Source organism: Marinobacter sp. LA51, assembly GCF_030297175.1.
In the GTDB taxonomy this organism is placed as follows: Bacteria; Pseudomonadota; Gammaproteobacteria; order Pseudomonadales; family Oleiphilaceae; genus Marinobacter; species Marinobacter apostichopi.
Window position 1 is genome coordinate 1,183,975 of record NZ_AP028070.1, and the last position, 15,088, is coordinate 1,199,062.

Below are 15,088 nucleotides of genomic sequence, written 5' to 3' on the forward strand. Positions count from 1 at the left end.
GTGTTGTTATGTCAGGTCAGAGCGGGAACCATCCAGCAGCAGGCTGAGAACGCCCTCGGCCAGCATGGGTTCCGCGTTGGCCGCCGGCAGGTGGCCATCGATGGTCAGTTGCGCCAGGCCATGCACCAGGGACCAGGCTGCCGCGGTCATCAGGGCCAGGGGCATGGGTTTCAGGTAACCGGCCTGTTGGGCCCGGTCGATGGTGTCTTGTAAAACGTGGAAAGCACCATGGCCGGCGTTATCCAGGTGAGGGTGGGCCTCCTTCGGCAACACCCGGCCACCGAACATCAGTCGGTAAAGCTTGGGCTCGTCCTGGGCGAACGCCACATAGACCAGGCCAATATCGATCAGCGCCCGGCGCGGTACCTGCTGATCCACCGCCAACAGTCGTTCCCTGAGTTCTTCGAAGCCGGAGACGGCAAGCTCTGCCAGCAGGCTTTCGCGATCCGAGAAATGTCGGTACAGGGCGGGTGCGCTGACACCAAGCTGTTTGGCGAGCGCGCGCAAGCTGATGGCGGTGTCGCCTTGCTCACGGAGCGTCTCTAGTGCCAGCAGGCTGGCCTCTTGGCGGAGATCGCCGTGGTGATAGGAAGCAGTTCGGGCCATGGGTTGTTCGCAGAATAAGTTAACGGTTATAACATTGTTAACGGTGATAACATCACAGTGGACGATCCGGTGTCAATGAATTCTGTTGGATTAATATACGGGTTGTTAGCGGTGCTGGGAGTCATGAGGATTGTGATAGCGTAGCTGGATAATCTATGCCCATTACAGGAGTGAGGCTCACATGTCCCTTGACCTGAACGCGCTCAAAAAGTCAGAGCTGCACATTCACCTCGAAGGCAGTCTTGAGCCAGAACTGATGTTCAGGTTGGCGAAGCGCAACGGTATTGCGCTGCCCTACGCCAACGTGGAAAGTCTTCGTGCAGCCTACGATTTCAATAACCTGCAGGAGTTTCTCGACTTGTACTACCGAGGCGCCCAGGTGCTCTTGCAGGAAGAAGATTTCTACGATCTGACTCGGGCCTATCTGGACCGTTGCCGGACTCAGAATGTGACCCATGTCGAGCCATTCTTTGACCCCCAGACCCATACCGACCGGGGCGTTTCAATGGCAACAGTGATTGGTGGCATCACCCGTGCCCTGAAAGAAGCTAAGGCCGATTGGGGACTGAGTTATGGCTTGATCCTGTGTTTTCTCCGGCACCTCAGTGAGGATGAGGCGCAACATACCCTGGACGCCGCACTGCCGTTCCGCGAGCACTTCGTGGGCATCGGCCTGGACAGCAGCGAGCAAGGCCATCCGCCTTCCAAGTTCAAGAATGTGTTTGCACGAGGCCGGGACATGGGGCTGCTACCGGTGGCACACGCCGGTGAGGAAGGGCCGCCCAGCTACATTTGGGAAGCGCTCGACGAACTCGGTGTTGTGCGGGTGGACCATGGCGTGCGAGCAACCGAAGACCCCGCGCTGATCGACCGCTTGCGCCAGGATCAGATTCCGCTAACGGTCTGCCCACTGTCCAATATTCGCCTGAAGGTGTATGACAGCCTGAAACAGCACCCGATTCTGGACCTGTTGGAGGATGGCCTGAAAGTCACGGTCAATTCCGATGATCCTGCTTATTTCGGGGGATACATGACCGAGAACTTCGAGGCATTGAGAGCGCAACTCGGGATGACCGATGAACAGGCAGAGAGGTTGGCGAACCATGGCTTTGAGGCAGCCTTGGTTCCCACCTCTTAACTCTCAACGCCTTAACCCTCCACCTCCTAGTGCAGCCGCTCAAAGTCTGAGCGGCCAGTCGGGAGGGCGTTAACCACCCTCACGGAAACGTTTGATAAACGCTTCGGACTCCGCGATTGACTGCTCCATATTGCGAATCAGCTCATCCACGTCCTGGCGGATACTCACCAGCTCGTTCTCCAGCGAGCCGATCGCCTGGGCGTTAAGGTTATGCTTGAGATACAGCACCTGATCCTGAAAGGCCTCCAATACTGGATCCATGCGCTCTTCGGCGTTGTGCATCCGGCTGATTAGCTGGCTGTACTGAGCGCGCGTCTCATCGAGCTGTTGTTCGCTATTACGCCGCAGAGAGGCACTTTCATATTCATCAAGCTCATCCTCCCATTCATCGAACAGGTCTTCCGCAACCTCTTCCACTTCGTCGATGCGATTGCGCACATCGTCCGCGCTCGATTTGCTGTCGTCATAGGCGTCGCTGATCTCGGCATACCGCTGCTTGAGCTCGGTATCCGGCGTATCCACCACGCTCTGAAAACGCTCGAGAGATGAACGGAAGGTTTCCTGGGCGTCGTTCTGGCTGTCCCGAGCGTCTTCTACCCGGTCCACCAGGATGTCGCGCTTTTCAAACCCGAGCTTTTCCATGGTGTTGTAATACAGCGAAGAACAGCCGCCCAGCAGGGCAACACTGAGCAGCAACGGCCACAGCTTGCGTGTACCGGATGACGTTACTGCAGTGACAGGGATGGACATGAAGGAGTCTCCGATTGGCATAGGGGCTGGAAAGTCATTAGTGATAATTCTTGCGATCAAGAGTGTAGGCGTTGCCATTCGGCTGTTCGAGAAACTGCCGACTGCCCACGACGTAGATTTTGCCGCCGACTAATGCGATCGCCGGCTTCTCAATGTTGCGCACCAGACAGTATAGCTGCCACTAGCCTTAGCACCGTCTTCCGGCCGCGAATTGAAGCCATTGAGTCTTTTGTTTGTGCGGTACTTCGTTCCCTACTCGGAGTTCCCTCAAATGCTGAGGGCGACGATAGCCAGCGCTCCATTAACGGCGGCCATGATCAGATCCACCACGAAGATGAACAGCATAGGGCCGCGCAAGACCGGCCAAACTGGTGTTTCCCCTTTCCGCTCCCGTAGTGCCGGCGGGACGTTACCAACAAATTGGCTGCCATGGGCGACACCGAAGGCAGTGCAGACTACAAACATCTGTATGGGCTGGGTGAAGTGAGCCGAGAACAGAATCAACAACACAGACAGGACGGAAAAACCCAGGTTCATCCCACCAAGAAAACGCCCCGAGGCGATCACCGTCTCCCGCAATGGCGAGTCCCGGTGTTCCCGCCGTATCAGCATGTTGGATGTCTGCGGCCCCTTGAGCCAGAACACCCGGAACGCTGATCCGAACCAGAGGGCATTGGCAACAAGCACGATAATGAACGCTACCTCAAGCATGATCGCTTTCCTTGGTATTGACCACCTCGCTAACCTGAAGCAGGGGCCGGGCGTTAGTGTAGTTGGGAAGGTCCGACTGAATCGCCTTCATGTGCGGAGCAAAGGCGGTCTGGAACGCTTCCACCGATTCGAAGTAAAGGTGGCCGGCTGCCGCGAAGGCCGGTATTTCCCCGGTGTGGGCGCCGCAGATACCCACCTCAATGGCGTCGTCCAGGAGGGCGGCTCCCAGTTTGCTGCGCACCAGGGGAAAATGCTGTTGCCGGTAGTAGTTGACATCAAATTCGATGTCGTCGCCGTTGGGATAAAAAATGCTTACCTTGATCATGGAATTCTCCTCTATTGAGTTGGGGCAACGACGACATCCCGCAGGGAGGCCATGTCGATGACAAACCGGTATTTGACGTCGCCCTGTTTCATGCGCTCATAGGCCTCGTCGATGTCGCGGATATCCAGCATCTCGATGTCACAGCTGATACCGTTCTCGGCGCAGAAATCCAACACCTCCTGGGTTTCCGGCATGCCACCGATCAATGAGCCAGCCAATACGCGGCGTTTCATGACCAGTTGCCCGGCGTGGATGGTCGGCTCGATGGGCTCCACCAGGCCCACCAGGATGTGGGTGCCATCGTATTTCAGGCAGCTCAGATATGGATTGAGGTCGTGTTTGACCGGAACCGTATCAAGCAGAAAGTCGAACTGGTCAGTGGCCGCCTTCATTTGCTCTTGGTTCGTAGAAACGATCACATGGTCCGCTCCCTGCTTGCGGGCTTCCGCCACCTTGTTTTCCGAGCGGGTGAAGAGTGTTACCTCGGCGCCAAAGGCTTTGGCGAACTTAATGCCCATGTGGCCCAATCCGCCCATGCCGATGATCCCAACCCTGTGGCCAGAGCCGATACCAAAGTGGCGTAATGGGGAGTAGGTGGTGATCCCCGCGCAGAGCAGGGGGGCGGCGGCGGCCGGGTCGAGCTGTTGAGGAATACGTACCACGAAGCGTTCACTGACTACGACGCGCTCCGAATAGCCGCCGAAGGTAATTGAGCCATCATGGCGGTCGACGCCATTGTAGGTGGCGGTATTGCCCTCGATACAGTATTGCTCCAGCCCCGATTCGCAGGCGCTGCAACTGCGGCACGAATCCACCATGCAACCGACACCTACCCGGTCGCCTTCGCAATACTCAGTCACCCGGTCACCGACCGCAGTAACCCGACCGATGATCTCGTGCCCCGGCACCACCGGGTATTGCGTGAAACCCCAGTCATTCTGGGCAAAATGGATGTCGGTGTGGCACACGCCGCAGTAGTCGATCTCGATGGCAACATCGTCCGGGCGCAGATCGCGACGGTCGAACTGTATCGGCTTCAGGGGGGCATTGGCGGTGTGGGCGGCAAAGGCTTTTGTGCTCATATTCAATACTTCCCGGAGTGAGTGGGGGCTTGATGAGAGGCTTCATTCTGGCGGAGTCCAGGGCGCGAGGGCCATAGCCATTCCTGCTGCGTTTTTGCCTATTTCTCCAGAGACGTGGTTACAAAGTCACCCTGAAGGCTTCGAATATGCATAATACGGTTACACCCTGTTCGAGTTGGGAACCCATGCTGCAAAGTCCCTCGCTGCAACTGACAGAGCTGATTGAGCCGTTGATTACCCGGGACGGCCTTATCCAAACCTCACTGGCAGAGGTTTATCTGGTGGCATCGCGCCATCCCATCCCGCGCACACCGCTCATTTACGAGCCGAGCCTGATGGTGATTGCTCAGGGGCAGAAGGTAGGCTACCTCGGGGACCGGACGATTCACTACAACCCGGGCCAGTACCTGGTTCAGTCGTTGCCGCTGCCATTCGAGTGCGAAACCCAAGCCACACCGGACGCTCCATTGATGGGGGTGGCCGTTCGCATTGAGCCATCTATCCTCAGCGAACTGGTGCATGAGACGGCCGAAGAATTCAGCAACCATGAAGAGGCCGATCCCCTGCCGATGGCATCCGTGGCCATGACAGAAGGGATGCATGAGGCGATGATGCGGCTGCTCCGCGCCATAATGGACCCGATGGATGCCCGAATCATGGGCCGTGGACGAGTCCGCGAGGTGATCTATGAAGCCCTGAAAGGCGGTCAGGGTCCCGCTCTCCGTGCGTTGGTGCAGAACCGAGGGCAATACTCGCGGATAGTACGGGTGCTTCAGCATATGCATGCGGAGTACGCACGGGAATACACGGTGGAGGAGTTGTCAGCGCTGGCCAACATGAGCCCGTCGGCATTTCACCAGCACTTCAAGGAAATCACGCGCACATCGCCGGTGCAGTATCTCAAGCGTTTCCGCCTCATTAAGGCCCGCCAGTTGATGACCCGCAACCAACTCAACGTTAACCAGGCGGCGTCAGCGGTCGGGTACCGAAGCGTGCCGCAATTCAGTCGCGACTATAAGCGCTACTTCACGGTGAGTCCGACCCAGCACCGCCGGCTGCCAGTGGAACTTCGAAGTCAGCAGCCAGAAAATCAATAAAGACCCGCGTAATCGCGCTATTTTTAGCGAGGGGATTACAAGGTCACAAGGTGCGGGAGTAGTAGTGCAGTTGCTAGGGCGGAGAACAGCGGCGGCCCGTCAGGGACGCCCGGCGAACTGGCTGCTGGCGCTGAAATGAGTATCACTTTGCACTGGGGGCTGAGCTGTTAGAGCCGCGAGTTGGTGTTCCCGTAATATCCCTGCGTAACAACAAAGCGCACTGCATGATTCCAGTTTCTCCAGGAAGATATGGGCCACATACAAAAAAACAAACCCCGACAAGCTGCCGGGGTTTACTGGTTTTAACTGGGGAAGGGGAAGGGGAAGGCCTTACTTCTTCAGCCCCATTTCCTCAATGGAAATCTCCCGCATCTTGAACTTCTGGATCTTCCCGGTGACGGTCATCGGGAATTCCTCCACGAACTTGTAGTTGCGGGGGATCTTGAAGTGGGCAATCTGGCCTTTGCAGAATTCGATTAGGCCGTCCGCATCCACGGGGTCGGCTTCCGGGCGCAGTTTCACCCAGGCGATCAGTTCCTCGCCGTACTTTTCATCGGGAATGCCGGTAACCTGAACTTCCTCGATGGACGGATGGGTGTACAGGAATTCCTCGATCTCTTTCGGGTAGATGTTCTCGCCGCCGCGGATCACCATGTCCTTGATCCGGCCGACAATCTGGATGTAGCCGTCCTCGTCCATGGTCGCCAGGTCGCCGGTGTGCATCCAGCCGGCGTTATCAATCGACTCGCGGGTTTTCTCTTCGTTGTTCCAGTACTTCAGCATCACGCTGTAGCCACGGGTGCACAGCTCGCCAATCTCGCCACGGGGCATCACATTGCCGGAGCCGGGATCGACGATCTTGGTTTCCAGGTGTGGCTGGGTGCGGCCCACGGTGGTGACCTGCTTCTCGAACGGGTCGAGGGAACTGGTCTGGGTCGACACCGGACTGGTCTCGGTCATGCCGTAGGCAATCTGGACCTCTTTCATGTTCATCTTGCCGTTAACCTGCTTCATTACCTCGGCCGGGCAGATGGAGCCGGCCATGATGCCGGTGCGCAGGGTGGATAGGTCGTAGGTTTCGAACTCCGGATCGGACAGTTCGGCAATGAACATGGTGGGCACACCGTAAAGAGCTGTTGCCTTTTCCTGATGCACGGCCTGCAACACGGACTTGGGCTCGAAGCCTTCGTCCGGATAGATCATGGTGGAGCCGTGGGTAATGCAGCCCAGGTTGCCCATGACCATGCCAAAGCAGTGGTACAGGGGCACTGGAATCACCAACCGATCTTTCTCGGTAAAGCGCTGGCTCTCGGCCACAAAATAGCCGTTGTTCAGGATGTTGTGGTGGGTGAGGGTAGCGCCCTTGGGGTTGCCGGTGGTGCCGGAGGTAAACTGGATATTGATCGGGTCGTCGAACTGGAGCTGGCTCTGAGCCTTGTTCAGCTCCTCTTGACTGACCTTGCTGGACAGCTGTACGAACTCGTTCCAGGTCCACATGCCGTCGTGCTTGTCGGTATCCAGGTTGATCACGGCGCGCAGATCCTGCAGGCGACGGGCCTTGGTCTCGCCTGGCTGGCAGGCTTTCAGTTCGGGCGCCAGGTCGTACAGGGTTTTACGGTAATCGGAGGCCTTGAAGCGGTCGGCAGTGACCAGCACGCTGATGCCCGCCAGGTTCATGGCGTATTCCAGCTCGTGCATGCCGTAGGCCGGGTTGATGTTCACCAGGATGGCGCCGACTTTGGCGGTGGCAAACTGGGTGACGGTCCACTCGTACCGGTTGGGTGACCAGATGCCGACCCGGTCGCCACGCTTCACGCCGATCGCCATGAAGGCGCGGGCGGCTTCATTCACTTTGTCGACGAACTCTTTGTAGGTCCAGCGGATGTCCTGGTGCAGGCACACCAGGGCTTCGGTGTCGGGGTACTTCTCGGCGGTGCGGTCCAGCATCTCGCCGATGGTCATGCCCAGCAGCGGCGTTTCAGAGGTGCCGCTCGAATAACTTGGAAAGTAACTTGGAAGAGTCTTACTCATTGTCTCTGCCTCCGTTGTTTTTATAGTCGAGGGCGAGCAGGGCGGTGATCCTGCTAGCGGCTCTGGCTGTGATATTCAGTGTTTGGTTGCATATCGCTCGCAATAGCCACGCGATTGGACATGTTGTAGAAGCCGATCAGGTTGCTGATGTCCCAGATGGCGCGGTCGCTGAAGCCAACATCACGCAGAGCCTGACTGTGCTCTTCAGTAACCGTTGCCGGCGAACGGGTCAGGTGCGAGGCGAAATCCAGCATCGCGCGCTGGCGCTTATCCAGGCGGGCACTGCGGTAGTTCATCACCAGGTGCTCACCCAGCGTCGGATCGCCGCTAAGCACGCGCACGGCGGCACCGTGGGCCACCAGGCAGTAGAAGCACTTGTTCTCGGACGAGACCACCACCGCGATCATTTCCCGCTCCAGCTTGCTGAGCTCGCCTTCGCCCAGCATCAGCTCGTTATACAGGCGGGTGAAGCCTTCGAGCTGCTTGAGGTTCTGGCTGTACGCTGTCAGCACGTTCGGAATCATGCCCAGCTTTTCCTGGCAGATTTCGAAATACTTCTGGGTATCCTCGGGCATGTCCGCAATGTCAGGGATCGGGAGATCCAGGGCTACGACGTTCTTGTTCTGATTCATGTCACATCCTTTGTTTTTAGCACTGACCGCCGAGAGCCTGGCCCACCTTGGAGCCGTTGTGGCGGCGCAGCTGGCCACTGATCCAGTTACCGGTAGTGACCAGTTTGTTCAGGTCCACGCCGGTCTCAATGCCAAGTCCTTGCAGCAGATACAGCACGTCCTCGGTGGCGACGTTGCCAGAGGCTCCTTTGGCGTAGGGGCAGCCTCCAAGGCCGGCGACTGAGGCATCAATAACCGCAACGCCTTCTTCCAGCACCGCATACAGGTTGGCCAGGGCCTGGCCATAGGTGTCGTGGAAGTGGGCGGCCAGCTTCTCGACGGGTACATGAGCGGCTACGGCTTCAAGCATGCGCTTGGCTTTCTGGGGAGTGCCGACACCAATGGTATCGCCCAGGGAGATTTCGTAGCAGCCCATATCAGCCAGCGCCTTGGCGACCTTGGCGACCTGTTCGGGAGCGATGTCGCCTTCGTAAGGGCAGCCCAGCACGGTGGAGACATAACCGCGCACCGGGATGTTGTGCTGTTTCGCCGCTTCCATCACCGGCAGGAAGCGATCCAGGCTTTCGGCGATGGAGCAGTTGATGTTTTTCTGGCTGAACGATTCGGAGGCGGCACCGAACACGGCGACTTCGTCGACACCCGCTGCCAGCGCGTTTTCGAAACCGCGCAGGTTGGGGGTGAGCACGGAGTAGCGAACACCGGGTTTGCGTTTGATGCCGGCCATGACCTTGTCAGCGTCGCCCATCTGGGGCACCCATTTGGGCGACACAAAGCTGGCGGACTCGATGTGGGTCAAACCACAGTCGGCCAGACGGTCAATCAGGCCAGTCTTGATACGCGTGGCGATGACCGGGCCGGGTTCGTTCTGTAGTCCGTCCCGCGGGCTCATCTCCACCATCCGAACCTGCTTTGGAAAGGCCATTACTCTGCTCCTTCTTCCGCCACGTCAATGGCGATCAGTTCAGCGCCTTCGGAGACCTGGTCGCCTTCGGCGAAGAAAATCTCGCTCACCACACCATCGGCGGGGGCCTTGATGGCATGTTCCATTTTCATGGCTTCCATGATCACCAGAGTCTGGCCAGCAGTTACCTTATCGCCCACCTTGGCCTGCACCGCCACAATGGCACCGTTCATTGGCGCTTCCAGGCTGCCTTCTCCGGCCATGTCTTCAAAGCCGTAGGTTTCCCGGTAAACGTTGCACTGGAAGGTGTCACCCTCGTAGAACAGCACCAACTGGTCGTTGTGCAGGTTGCCGTGGATGCTGATCCGGTGGCCGTTCACCACTGCCTGAAGAAAGTCTTCGTCCAGGCGCGCAGTCAGGTTGTAGACGCTGTCGCCAACGTACACCTGGTAGCGATCGTCCCGTTCCAGAATCTTGAGATCGTGGATCTCTTCACCGACCTGCAGTTGCAGCGGCTGGGCGTACTCGGAATTCAGGCGCCAGCTGTTGCGACGGCCAAACGGTGACCAGGGATCGGTCGAGGCCGGCTCACTGGACTTGCGTGCTTCCAGAACAAAACCGGCGGCCAGCACCAGGGCCTTGTGGGTATCGAGCTTCGATTTCGGGAACAGCAGCTCCCGGTGGATGTCGATGAAGCCGGTGGTCAGATCCTGCTCCCGGAACGGCTGGGCATCGGCCAGAGCGTGCAGGAATCGGATGTTGGTTTTCACGCCGGCGATGCGGTAATGCTCCAGCGCCTGGACCATGCGGTTGATGGCCTGGTCCCGGGTTTCGTCCCACACGATCAGTTTGGCGATCATCGGGTCGTAGTGAATGCTGATGTCGTCGCCTTCGGTCACACCGGTATCAACGCGCACGTGGGCGTTTTCATCCGGGGTGCTCAGGTAGCGCAGGTGACCGGTGGCGGGCAGGAAGTCGTGATCCGGGTCTTCGGCGTAGATTCGTGCTTCCAGCGCGTGGCCGCGGGTTTTCACCTCGGATTGCTGAAGTGGCAGCGGCTCGCCCCAGGCGATTTTCAGCTGCCATTCCACCAGGTCCTGGCCGGTGACCATTTCGGTGACCGGGTGCTCCACCTGCAGGCGGGTGTTCATTTCCATGAAGAAGAAGGAACCGTCCACGTCGTACAGGAACTCGACGGTACCGGCACCCACATAATCGATGGCCTGGGCTGCGCGCACGGCGGCTTCACCCATGGCCTTGCGGGTGTCCTCGCTGAGGCCCGGGGCCGGGGCTTCTTCCAGAACCTTCTGGTGGCGGCGCTGCACAGAACAGTCACGTTCGGCCAGGTACACGCCCTTGCCGTCCTGATCGCAGAACACCTGAATTTCCACGTGACGTGGCTGGGTCAGGTAGCGCTCGATCAGCATGTCCGGGTTGCCAAAAGCGTTCTTGGCTTCACGCTTGGCCGCGGCCAGGGCATCGTCAAATTCTTCCATGCGTTCCACAACCCGCATGCCTTTACCACCGCCACCGGCGACGGCTTTCAGCAACAGCGGGAAGCCGCATTTTTCGGCTTCGGTGCGCAGGGTTTCCGGAGCCTGGTCGTCGCCGTGGTAACCCGGTACCAGCGGTACGCCGGCTTTTTCCATGATGGCCTTGGCGGCCGACTTGGAACCCATGGCCGCGATGGCGGAAGAGGGCGGGCCGATAAAGACCAGATCGTTGGCTTCACAGGCTTCGGCGAACCCGGTGTTTTCCGACAGGAAGCCGTAGCCCGGGTGGATTGCCTGGGCGCCGCTTTCCTTGGCGATCTCGATGATCTTCTCGGACCGCAGGTAGCTCTCTGAGCTGGGTGCCGGGCCAATGTGGAAGGCTTCGTCGGCCATGGCCACGTGGCGGGCGTTGGCGTCTGCGTCGGAATAGACCGCGACGCAGCGGATTCCCATGTCGTGGGCCGTCTGTATGATCCGGCAGGCGATTTCGCCCCGGTTGGCGATCAGAATTTTGCTGAACATATCAATTGTTCTCCGGAATCCAGTTGGCGCGACGCTTGTTCAGGAAGGCACTCAGCCCTTCCTGTCCCTCTTCTCCCACGCGAATATCGGCAATGCGATGGGCGGTATCGTCAATCACAACGTCGTCGATCGGTTTGTTGCTGACTGCGAACACCAGGTCCTTGGCCGCCGTCATGGCTTCCGGGCCGTTCTGGGCCAGTTGCTGAACCATGGCGTCGCATTGGCTTTCCATGGCTTCTACTGTGTCACAAACGATGTGCACCAGGCCGTAATCTTTCGCCTTTCGGGCGGTGAACACTTCGGCTGAAATGAAATACCGGCGGGCCTGGCGTTCGCCGATGGCACGCACGACATAGGGGCTGATGACAGCAGGTATCAACCCCAGCTTCACTTCACTCAGGCAGAAGCTGGCTTTCTCGGTGGCGATGACAATGTCGCAGCATGCGGCCAAGCCCACCGCGCCGCCAAAGGCAGCACCCTGCACCAGACCGATAACCGGCTTGGATAAGTGGTTGAGCACGTTCATCAGCCGCGCCAGTTCCCGGGAATCGTCCAGGTTTTCCTGGCGGGTGTTGTCGGCCATGCGACGCATCCAGCCGAGATCCGCACCGGCGGAGAAGTGTTTGCCTTCGGAGCGAAGCACCACAACCTTGGTGTCAGGATCCTGGTTGACCTCGTCCAGCGCGTTGATCAGCTGCTGGATGATGACGTCGTCAAAGGCGTTGCGTTTGTCCGGGCGGTTTAGCACCACGTCGGTGACGCCCTGTGCGCGGCGTTTGATCAGAACCGCATTCTCTTGTTCTGTCATGACTGATCTCCCGATTACATGCGGAACACGCCAAAGCGTGTCGGCTTCGCGGGTCGGTTAAGCGTGGCGGACAGGCTGAGGGCAACCACTTCCCGGGTTTGGGCCGGGTCGATGACACCGTCGTCCCACAGGCGGGCGCTGGCGTAGTAGGGGTGCCCCTGCTCCTCGTACTTGTCGATGACCGGTTGCTTGAACTCGGCCTCTTCTTCGGTGCTCCAGTCCTGGCCTTTGCGCTCCATGCCTTCACGCTTAACCTGCGCCAGTACACCGGCGGCCTGCTCGCCACCCATGACCGAGATACGCGCGTTCGGCCACATCCACAGGAAATCCGGGCTGTAGGCGCGGCCACACATGCCGTAGTTACCGGCGCCAAAGCTGCCGCCAATCAGCACGGTGATTTTTGGCACGTTGGCGCAAGCCACGGCCATAACCATCTTGGCGCCGTGCTTGGCGATGCCTTCGGCCTCGTATTTCTGGCCGACCATGAAGCCGGTGATGTTCTGCAGGAACAGCAGCGGGATGTTGCGCTGGCAGCACAGTTCGATGAAGTGGGCGCCTTTCTGGGCGGCTTCACTGAACAGAATGCCGTTGTTGGCAATGATGCCGACCGGGTAGCCGTGGATGTGGGCAAAGCCGGTGACCAGGGTCTGGCCGTAATAGCGTTTGAATTCGTCGAACTCGGAGCCGTCGACGATACGGGCAATCACGTCGCGCACGTCAAACTGCTTGCGCAGGTCGGTGCCCACGATGCCATAGATTTCCTCGGCGTCGTACAGTGGTGCCTTGGGCTTGCGGATTTCCACCTCAGCCGGCTTGCGGCGGTTCAGGTTGGAGATGCTGCGCCGGGCGATTTCCAGGGCGTGAGCGTCGTTCTCGGCATAATGGTCGGCAACACCGGAGGTCTTGCAGTGCACGTCGGCACCGCCCAGTTCTTCGGCGGTGACCACTTCACCGGTGGCTGCTTTGACCAGCGGCGGACCCGCCAGGAAGATGGTGCCCTGGTTGCGGACGATGATGGATTCGTCGGCCATGGCCGGCACGTAGGCGCCACCGGCGGTACACAGGCCCATGACCACGGCAATCTGCGGAATGTCGTCGGCAGACATGCGGGCCTGGTTGTAGAAGATGCGGCCAAAGTGGTCGCGGTCCGGGAAGACTTCATCCTGGCGGGGCAGGTTGGCACCGCCGGAGTCCACCAGGTAGATGCAGGGCAGGCGGTTTTCCAGGGCAATTTCCTGGGCCCGCAGGTGCTTTTTCACGCTCAGTGGGTAGTAGCTGCCGCCTTTTACCGTGGCATCGTTGGCGATGATCATGCACTCAGTGCCGGACACCCGGCCCACGCCCGCAATTACGCCGGCCGCCGGGACTTCCTCACCGTAGACGTTGTAAGCGGCAAACTGGCCGATTTCGAGGAATGGGGAGCCGTCGTCCAGCAGGCGGTTGATGCGCTCCCGGGGCAGCAGCTTGCCGCGGGCGATGTGCCGTTCCTGGTAGGAGGGGCCGCCACCTTGTTGGATGGTGGTCACTTTGTCTCGCAAGTCGGCGACAGCTTTCGCCATGGCTTCCTGGTTTGCCAGGAACTCTTCAGACCTTGGATTTATTTTGCTTTGGAGTGTGGTCATAGCTTCTTCATCCGTGCATTCGGGGGCGTCGGAGTTGGCGGAAGGACGGCCCGGGAACCGCTACTAGCACATCCATGTGCGCTTGTTTTCGGCCATCCCTGGCCTACAACATTCCCGGTCCGTCCTTCCGCCAACTCCTTGTCGAACATTAGGTGCTGACGTCCTGGTGCTGTTACTTGTTCAGGAACAGCTCTCGACCGATCAGCATCCGGCGGATTTCTGAGGTGCCCGCGCCGATTTCATACAGCTTGGCGTCACGCAGCAGGCGGCCTGTCGGGTATTCGTTGATGTAACCGTTACCACCGAGCAGCTGGATGGCATCCAGAGCCAGTTTGGTGGCCATTTCTGCCGAGTAGAGGATGGCGCCGGCAGCGTCTTTGCGGGTGGTCTCGCCGCGGTCGGCAGACATAGCCACCATGTAGACGTAGGACTTGGCCGTGTTCATCCAGGTGTACATGTCAGCCACTTTGCCCTGAACCAGCTCAAACTCGCCGATGGCCTGGCCGAACTGTTTGCGCTCGCGGATGTAGGGCACGGTTACGTCCAGGGCTGCCTGCATGATGCCCAGCGGGCCACCGGAGAGTACCAGGCGCTCGTAGTCGAGACCGCTCATCAGTACCTTGGCGCCGTTGCCTTCGCCGCCCAGGATGTTTTCCCGGGGTACTTTGCAGTCCTGGAATACCAGTTCACAGGTGTTGGAGCCGCGCATGCCGAGCTTGTCGAGTTTCTGGTGGCGGGTGAAGCCCGGTGCGTCATGCTCAACAATGAAGGCGGTAACACCGCGTGAGCCGGCCGAGGTGTCGGTCTTGGCGTAGATCACGAAGGTGCTGGCGTCGGGGCCGTTGGTGATCCACATCTTGTTGCCGTTCAGCACGAAGTGGTCGCCTTCGTCCCGGGCAGAGAGTTTCATGGAGATTACGTCGGAGCCGGCGTTAGGCTCGGACATGGCCAGGGCACCTACGTGCTCGCCGCTCACCAGTTTGGGCAGGTATTTTTTCTTCTGTTCTTCGGTACCGTTGCGGTGAATCTGGTTCACGCACAGGTTGGAGTGGGCACCGTAGGACAGGCCAACAGAGGCAGACGCGCGGCTGATTTCTTCCATGGCGATAACGTGCGCCAGGTAGCCCATGTCAGAACCACCGTATTCCTCGGAAACGGTAATACCCAGCAGGCCCATGTCGCCCATTTTGCGCCAGAGGTCCATGGGGAACTCGTTGTTGCGGTCAATTTCTTCGGCACGGGGGGCAATTTCGGAGGCCGCGAAGCCGTTGATCTGCTCGCGCAGCATGTCCAGGGTTTCACCAAGGCCAAAGTTGAGCTCTGAGTATTGTGATTTCATGTTAGTTACCTTTCCTATGATCTCTACTGGC

Annotated in this window: 14 protein-coding genes; 2 read left to right on the forward strand and 12 right to left on the reverse strand. The window is 59.0% G+C overall.

What is annotated here, in order from left to right:
* Positions 1-6: 6 nt before the first annotated feature.
* Positions 7-606 (reverse strand): TetR/AcrR family transcriptional regulator, encoded by a 600-nt coding sequence (locus tag QUE89_RS05475; RefSeq protein ID WP_286222212.1) that lies wholly within the window; start codon positions 604-606, stop codon positions 7-9.
* A 181-nt stretch (positions 607-787) separates the two neighbouring features.
* Here QUE89_RS05475 and QUE89_RS05480 point away from each other — a divergent pair, with 181 nt between their 5' ends.
* The gene (locus tag QUE89_RS05480) at positions 788-1,744 is read left to right on the forward strand and encodes an adenosine deaminase (RefSeq protein ID WP_286222213.1); all 957 of its coding nucleotides are present in this window, start codon (positions 788-790) and stop codon (positions 1,742-1,744) included.
* A gap of 69 nt (positions 1,745-1,813) precedes the next feature.
* On the opposite strand, the gene QUE89_RS05485 is transcribed toward QUE89_RS05480, so the two are convergent.
* The 4 genes from QUE89_RS05485 to QUE89_RS05500 form a co-directional block, all read right to left on the reverse strand.
* Positions 1,814-2,494 carry a DUF2959 domain-containing protein gene (locus QUE89_RS05485; RefSeq protein ID WP_286222214.1) on the reverse strand — a complete coding sequence of 227 codons (681 nt, stop codon included), beginning with the start codon at positions 2,492-2,494 and terminating at the stop codon, positions 1,814-1,816.
* Positions 2,495-2,761: 267 nt separating this feature from the next.
* A complete protein-coding gene (locus tag QUE89_RS05490) occupies positions 2,762-3,205 on the reverse strand; it encodes a hypothetical protein (protein WP_286222215.1) in 444 nt (147 codons plus the stop codon).
* Entirely contained in the window at positions 3,198-3,530 is a 333-nt protein-coding gene (locus QUE89_RS05495) for an EthD family reductase (protein ID WP_286222216.1), read from the reverse strand. The genes QUE89_RS05490 and QUE89_RS05495 overlap by 8 nt, the downstream gene beginning before the upstream one ends.
* Positions 3,531-3,541: 11 nt before the next feature.
* Positions 3,542-4,612: an NAD(P)-dependent alcohol dehydrogenase gene (locus QUE89_RS05500; RefSeq protein WP_286222217.1), complete on the reverse strand. Its 1,071-nt coding sequence runs from the start codon at positions 4,610-4,612 to the stop codon at positions 3,542-3,544.
* Positions 4,613-4,797: 185 nt separating this feature from the next.
* On the opposite strand from QUE89_RS05500, the gene QUE89_RS05505 reads away from it, so the two are divergent.
* Complete coding sequence (locus QUE89_RS05505) at positions 4,798-5,709, forward strand: AraC family transcriptional regulator (protein WP_286222218.1); 912 nt, start codon at positions 4,798-4,800, stop codon at positions 5,707-5,709.
* A gap of 330 nt (positions 5,710-6,039) precedes the next feature.
* Here QUE89_RS05505 and QUE89_RS05510 read toward each other — a convergent pair whose 3' ends face one another.
* From QUE89_RS05510 to QUE89_RS05540, 7 genes are all read right to left on the reverse strand, one after another.
* On the reverse strand, positions 6,040-7,740 hold the full coding sequence (locus tag QUE89_RS05510) for an AMP-binding protein (RefSeq protein WP_286222219.1): 1,701 nt from the start codon (positions 7,738-7,740) through the stop codon (positions 6,040-6,042).
* 53 nt (positions 7,741-7,793) lie between these two features.
* Complete coding sequence (locus QUE89_RS05515; protein ID WP_286222220.1) at positions 7,794-8,372, reverse strand: peroxidase-related enzyme; 579 nt, start codon at positions 8,370-8,372, stop codon at positions 7,794-7,796.
* 16 nt (positions 8,373-8,388) lie between these two features.
* Entirely contained in the window at positions 8,389-9,294 is a 906-nt protein-coding gene (locus tag QUE89_RS05520) for a hydroxymethylglutaryl-CoA lyase (protein ID WP_286222221.1), read from the reverse strand.
* The gene (locus tag QUE89_RS05525) at positions 9,294-11,288 is read right to left on the reverse strand and encodes an acetyl/propionyl/methylcrotonyl-CoA carboxylase subunit alpha (protein ID WP_286222222.1); all 1,995 of its coding nucleotides are present in this window, start codon (positions 11,286-11,288) and stop codon (positions 9,294-9,296) included. The genes QUE89_RS05520 and QUE89_RS05525 overlap by 1 nt, the downstream gene beginning before the upstream one ends.
* A gap of 1 nt (position 11,289) precedes the next feature.
* A complete protein-coding gene (locus tag QUE89_RS05530) occupies positions 11,290-12,096 on the reverse strand; it encodes an enoyl-CoA hydratase-related protein (RefSeq protein ID WP_286222224.1) in 807 nt (268 codons plus the stop codon).
* 14 nt (positions 12,097-12,110) lie between these two features.
* Entirely contained in the window at positions 12,111-13,718 is a 1,608-nt protein-coding gene (locus QUE89_RS05535) for a carboxyl transferase domain-containing protein (protein WP_286222225.1), read from the reverse strand.
* A 172-nt stretch (positions 13,719-13,890) separates the two neighbouring features.
* Positions 13,891-15,057 (reverse strand): isovaleryl-CoA dehydrogenase, encoded by a 1,167-nt coding sequence (locus QUE89_RS05540; protein WP_286222226.1) that lies wholly within the window; start codon positions 15,055-15,057, stop codon positions 13,891-13,893.
* Positions 15,058-15,088 lie beyond the last annotated feature (31 nt).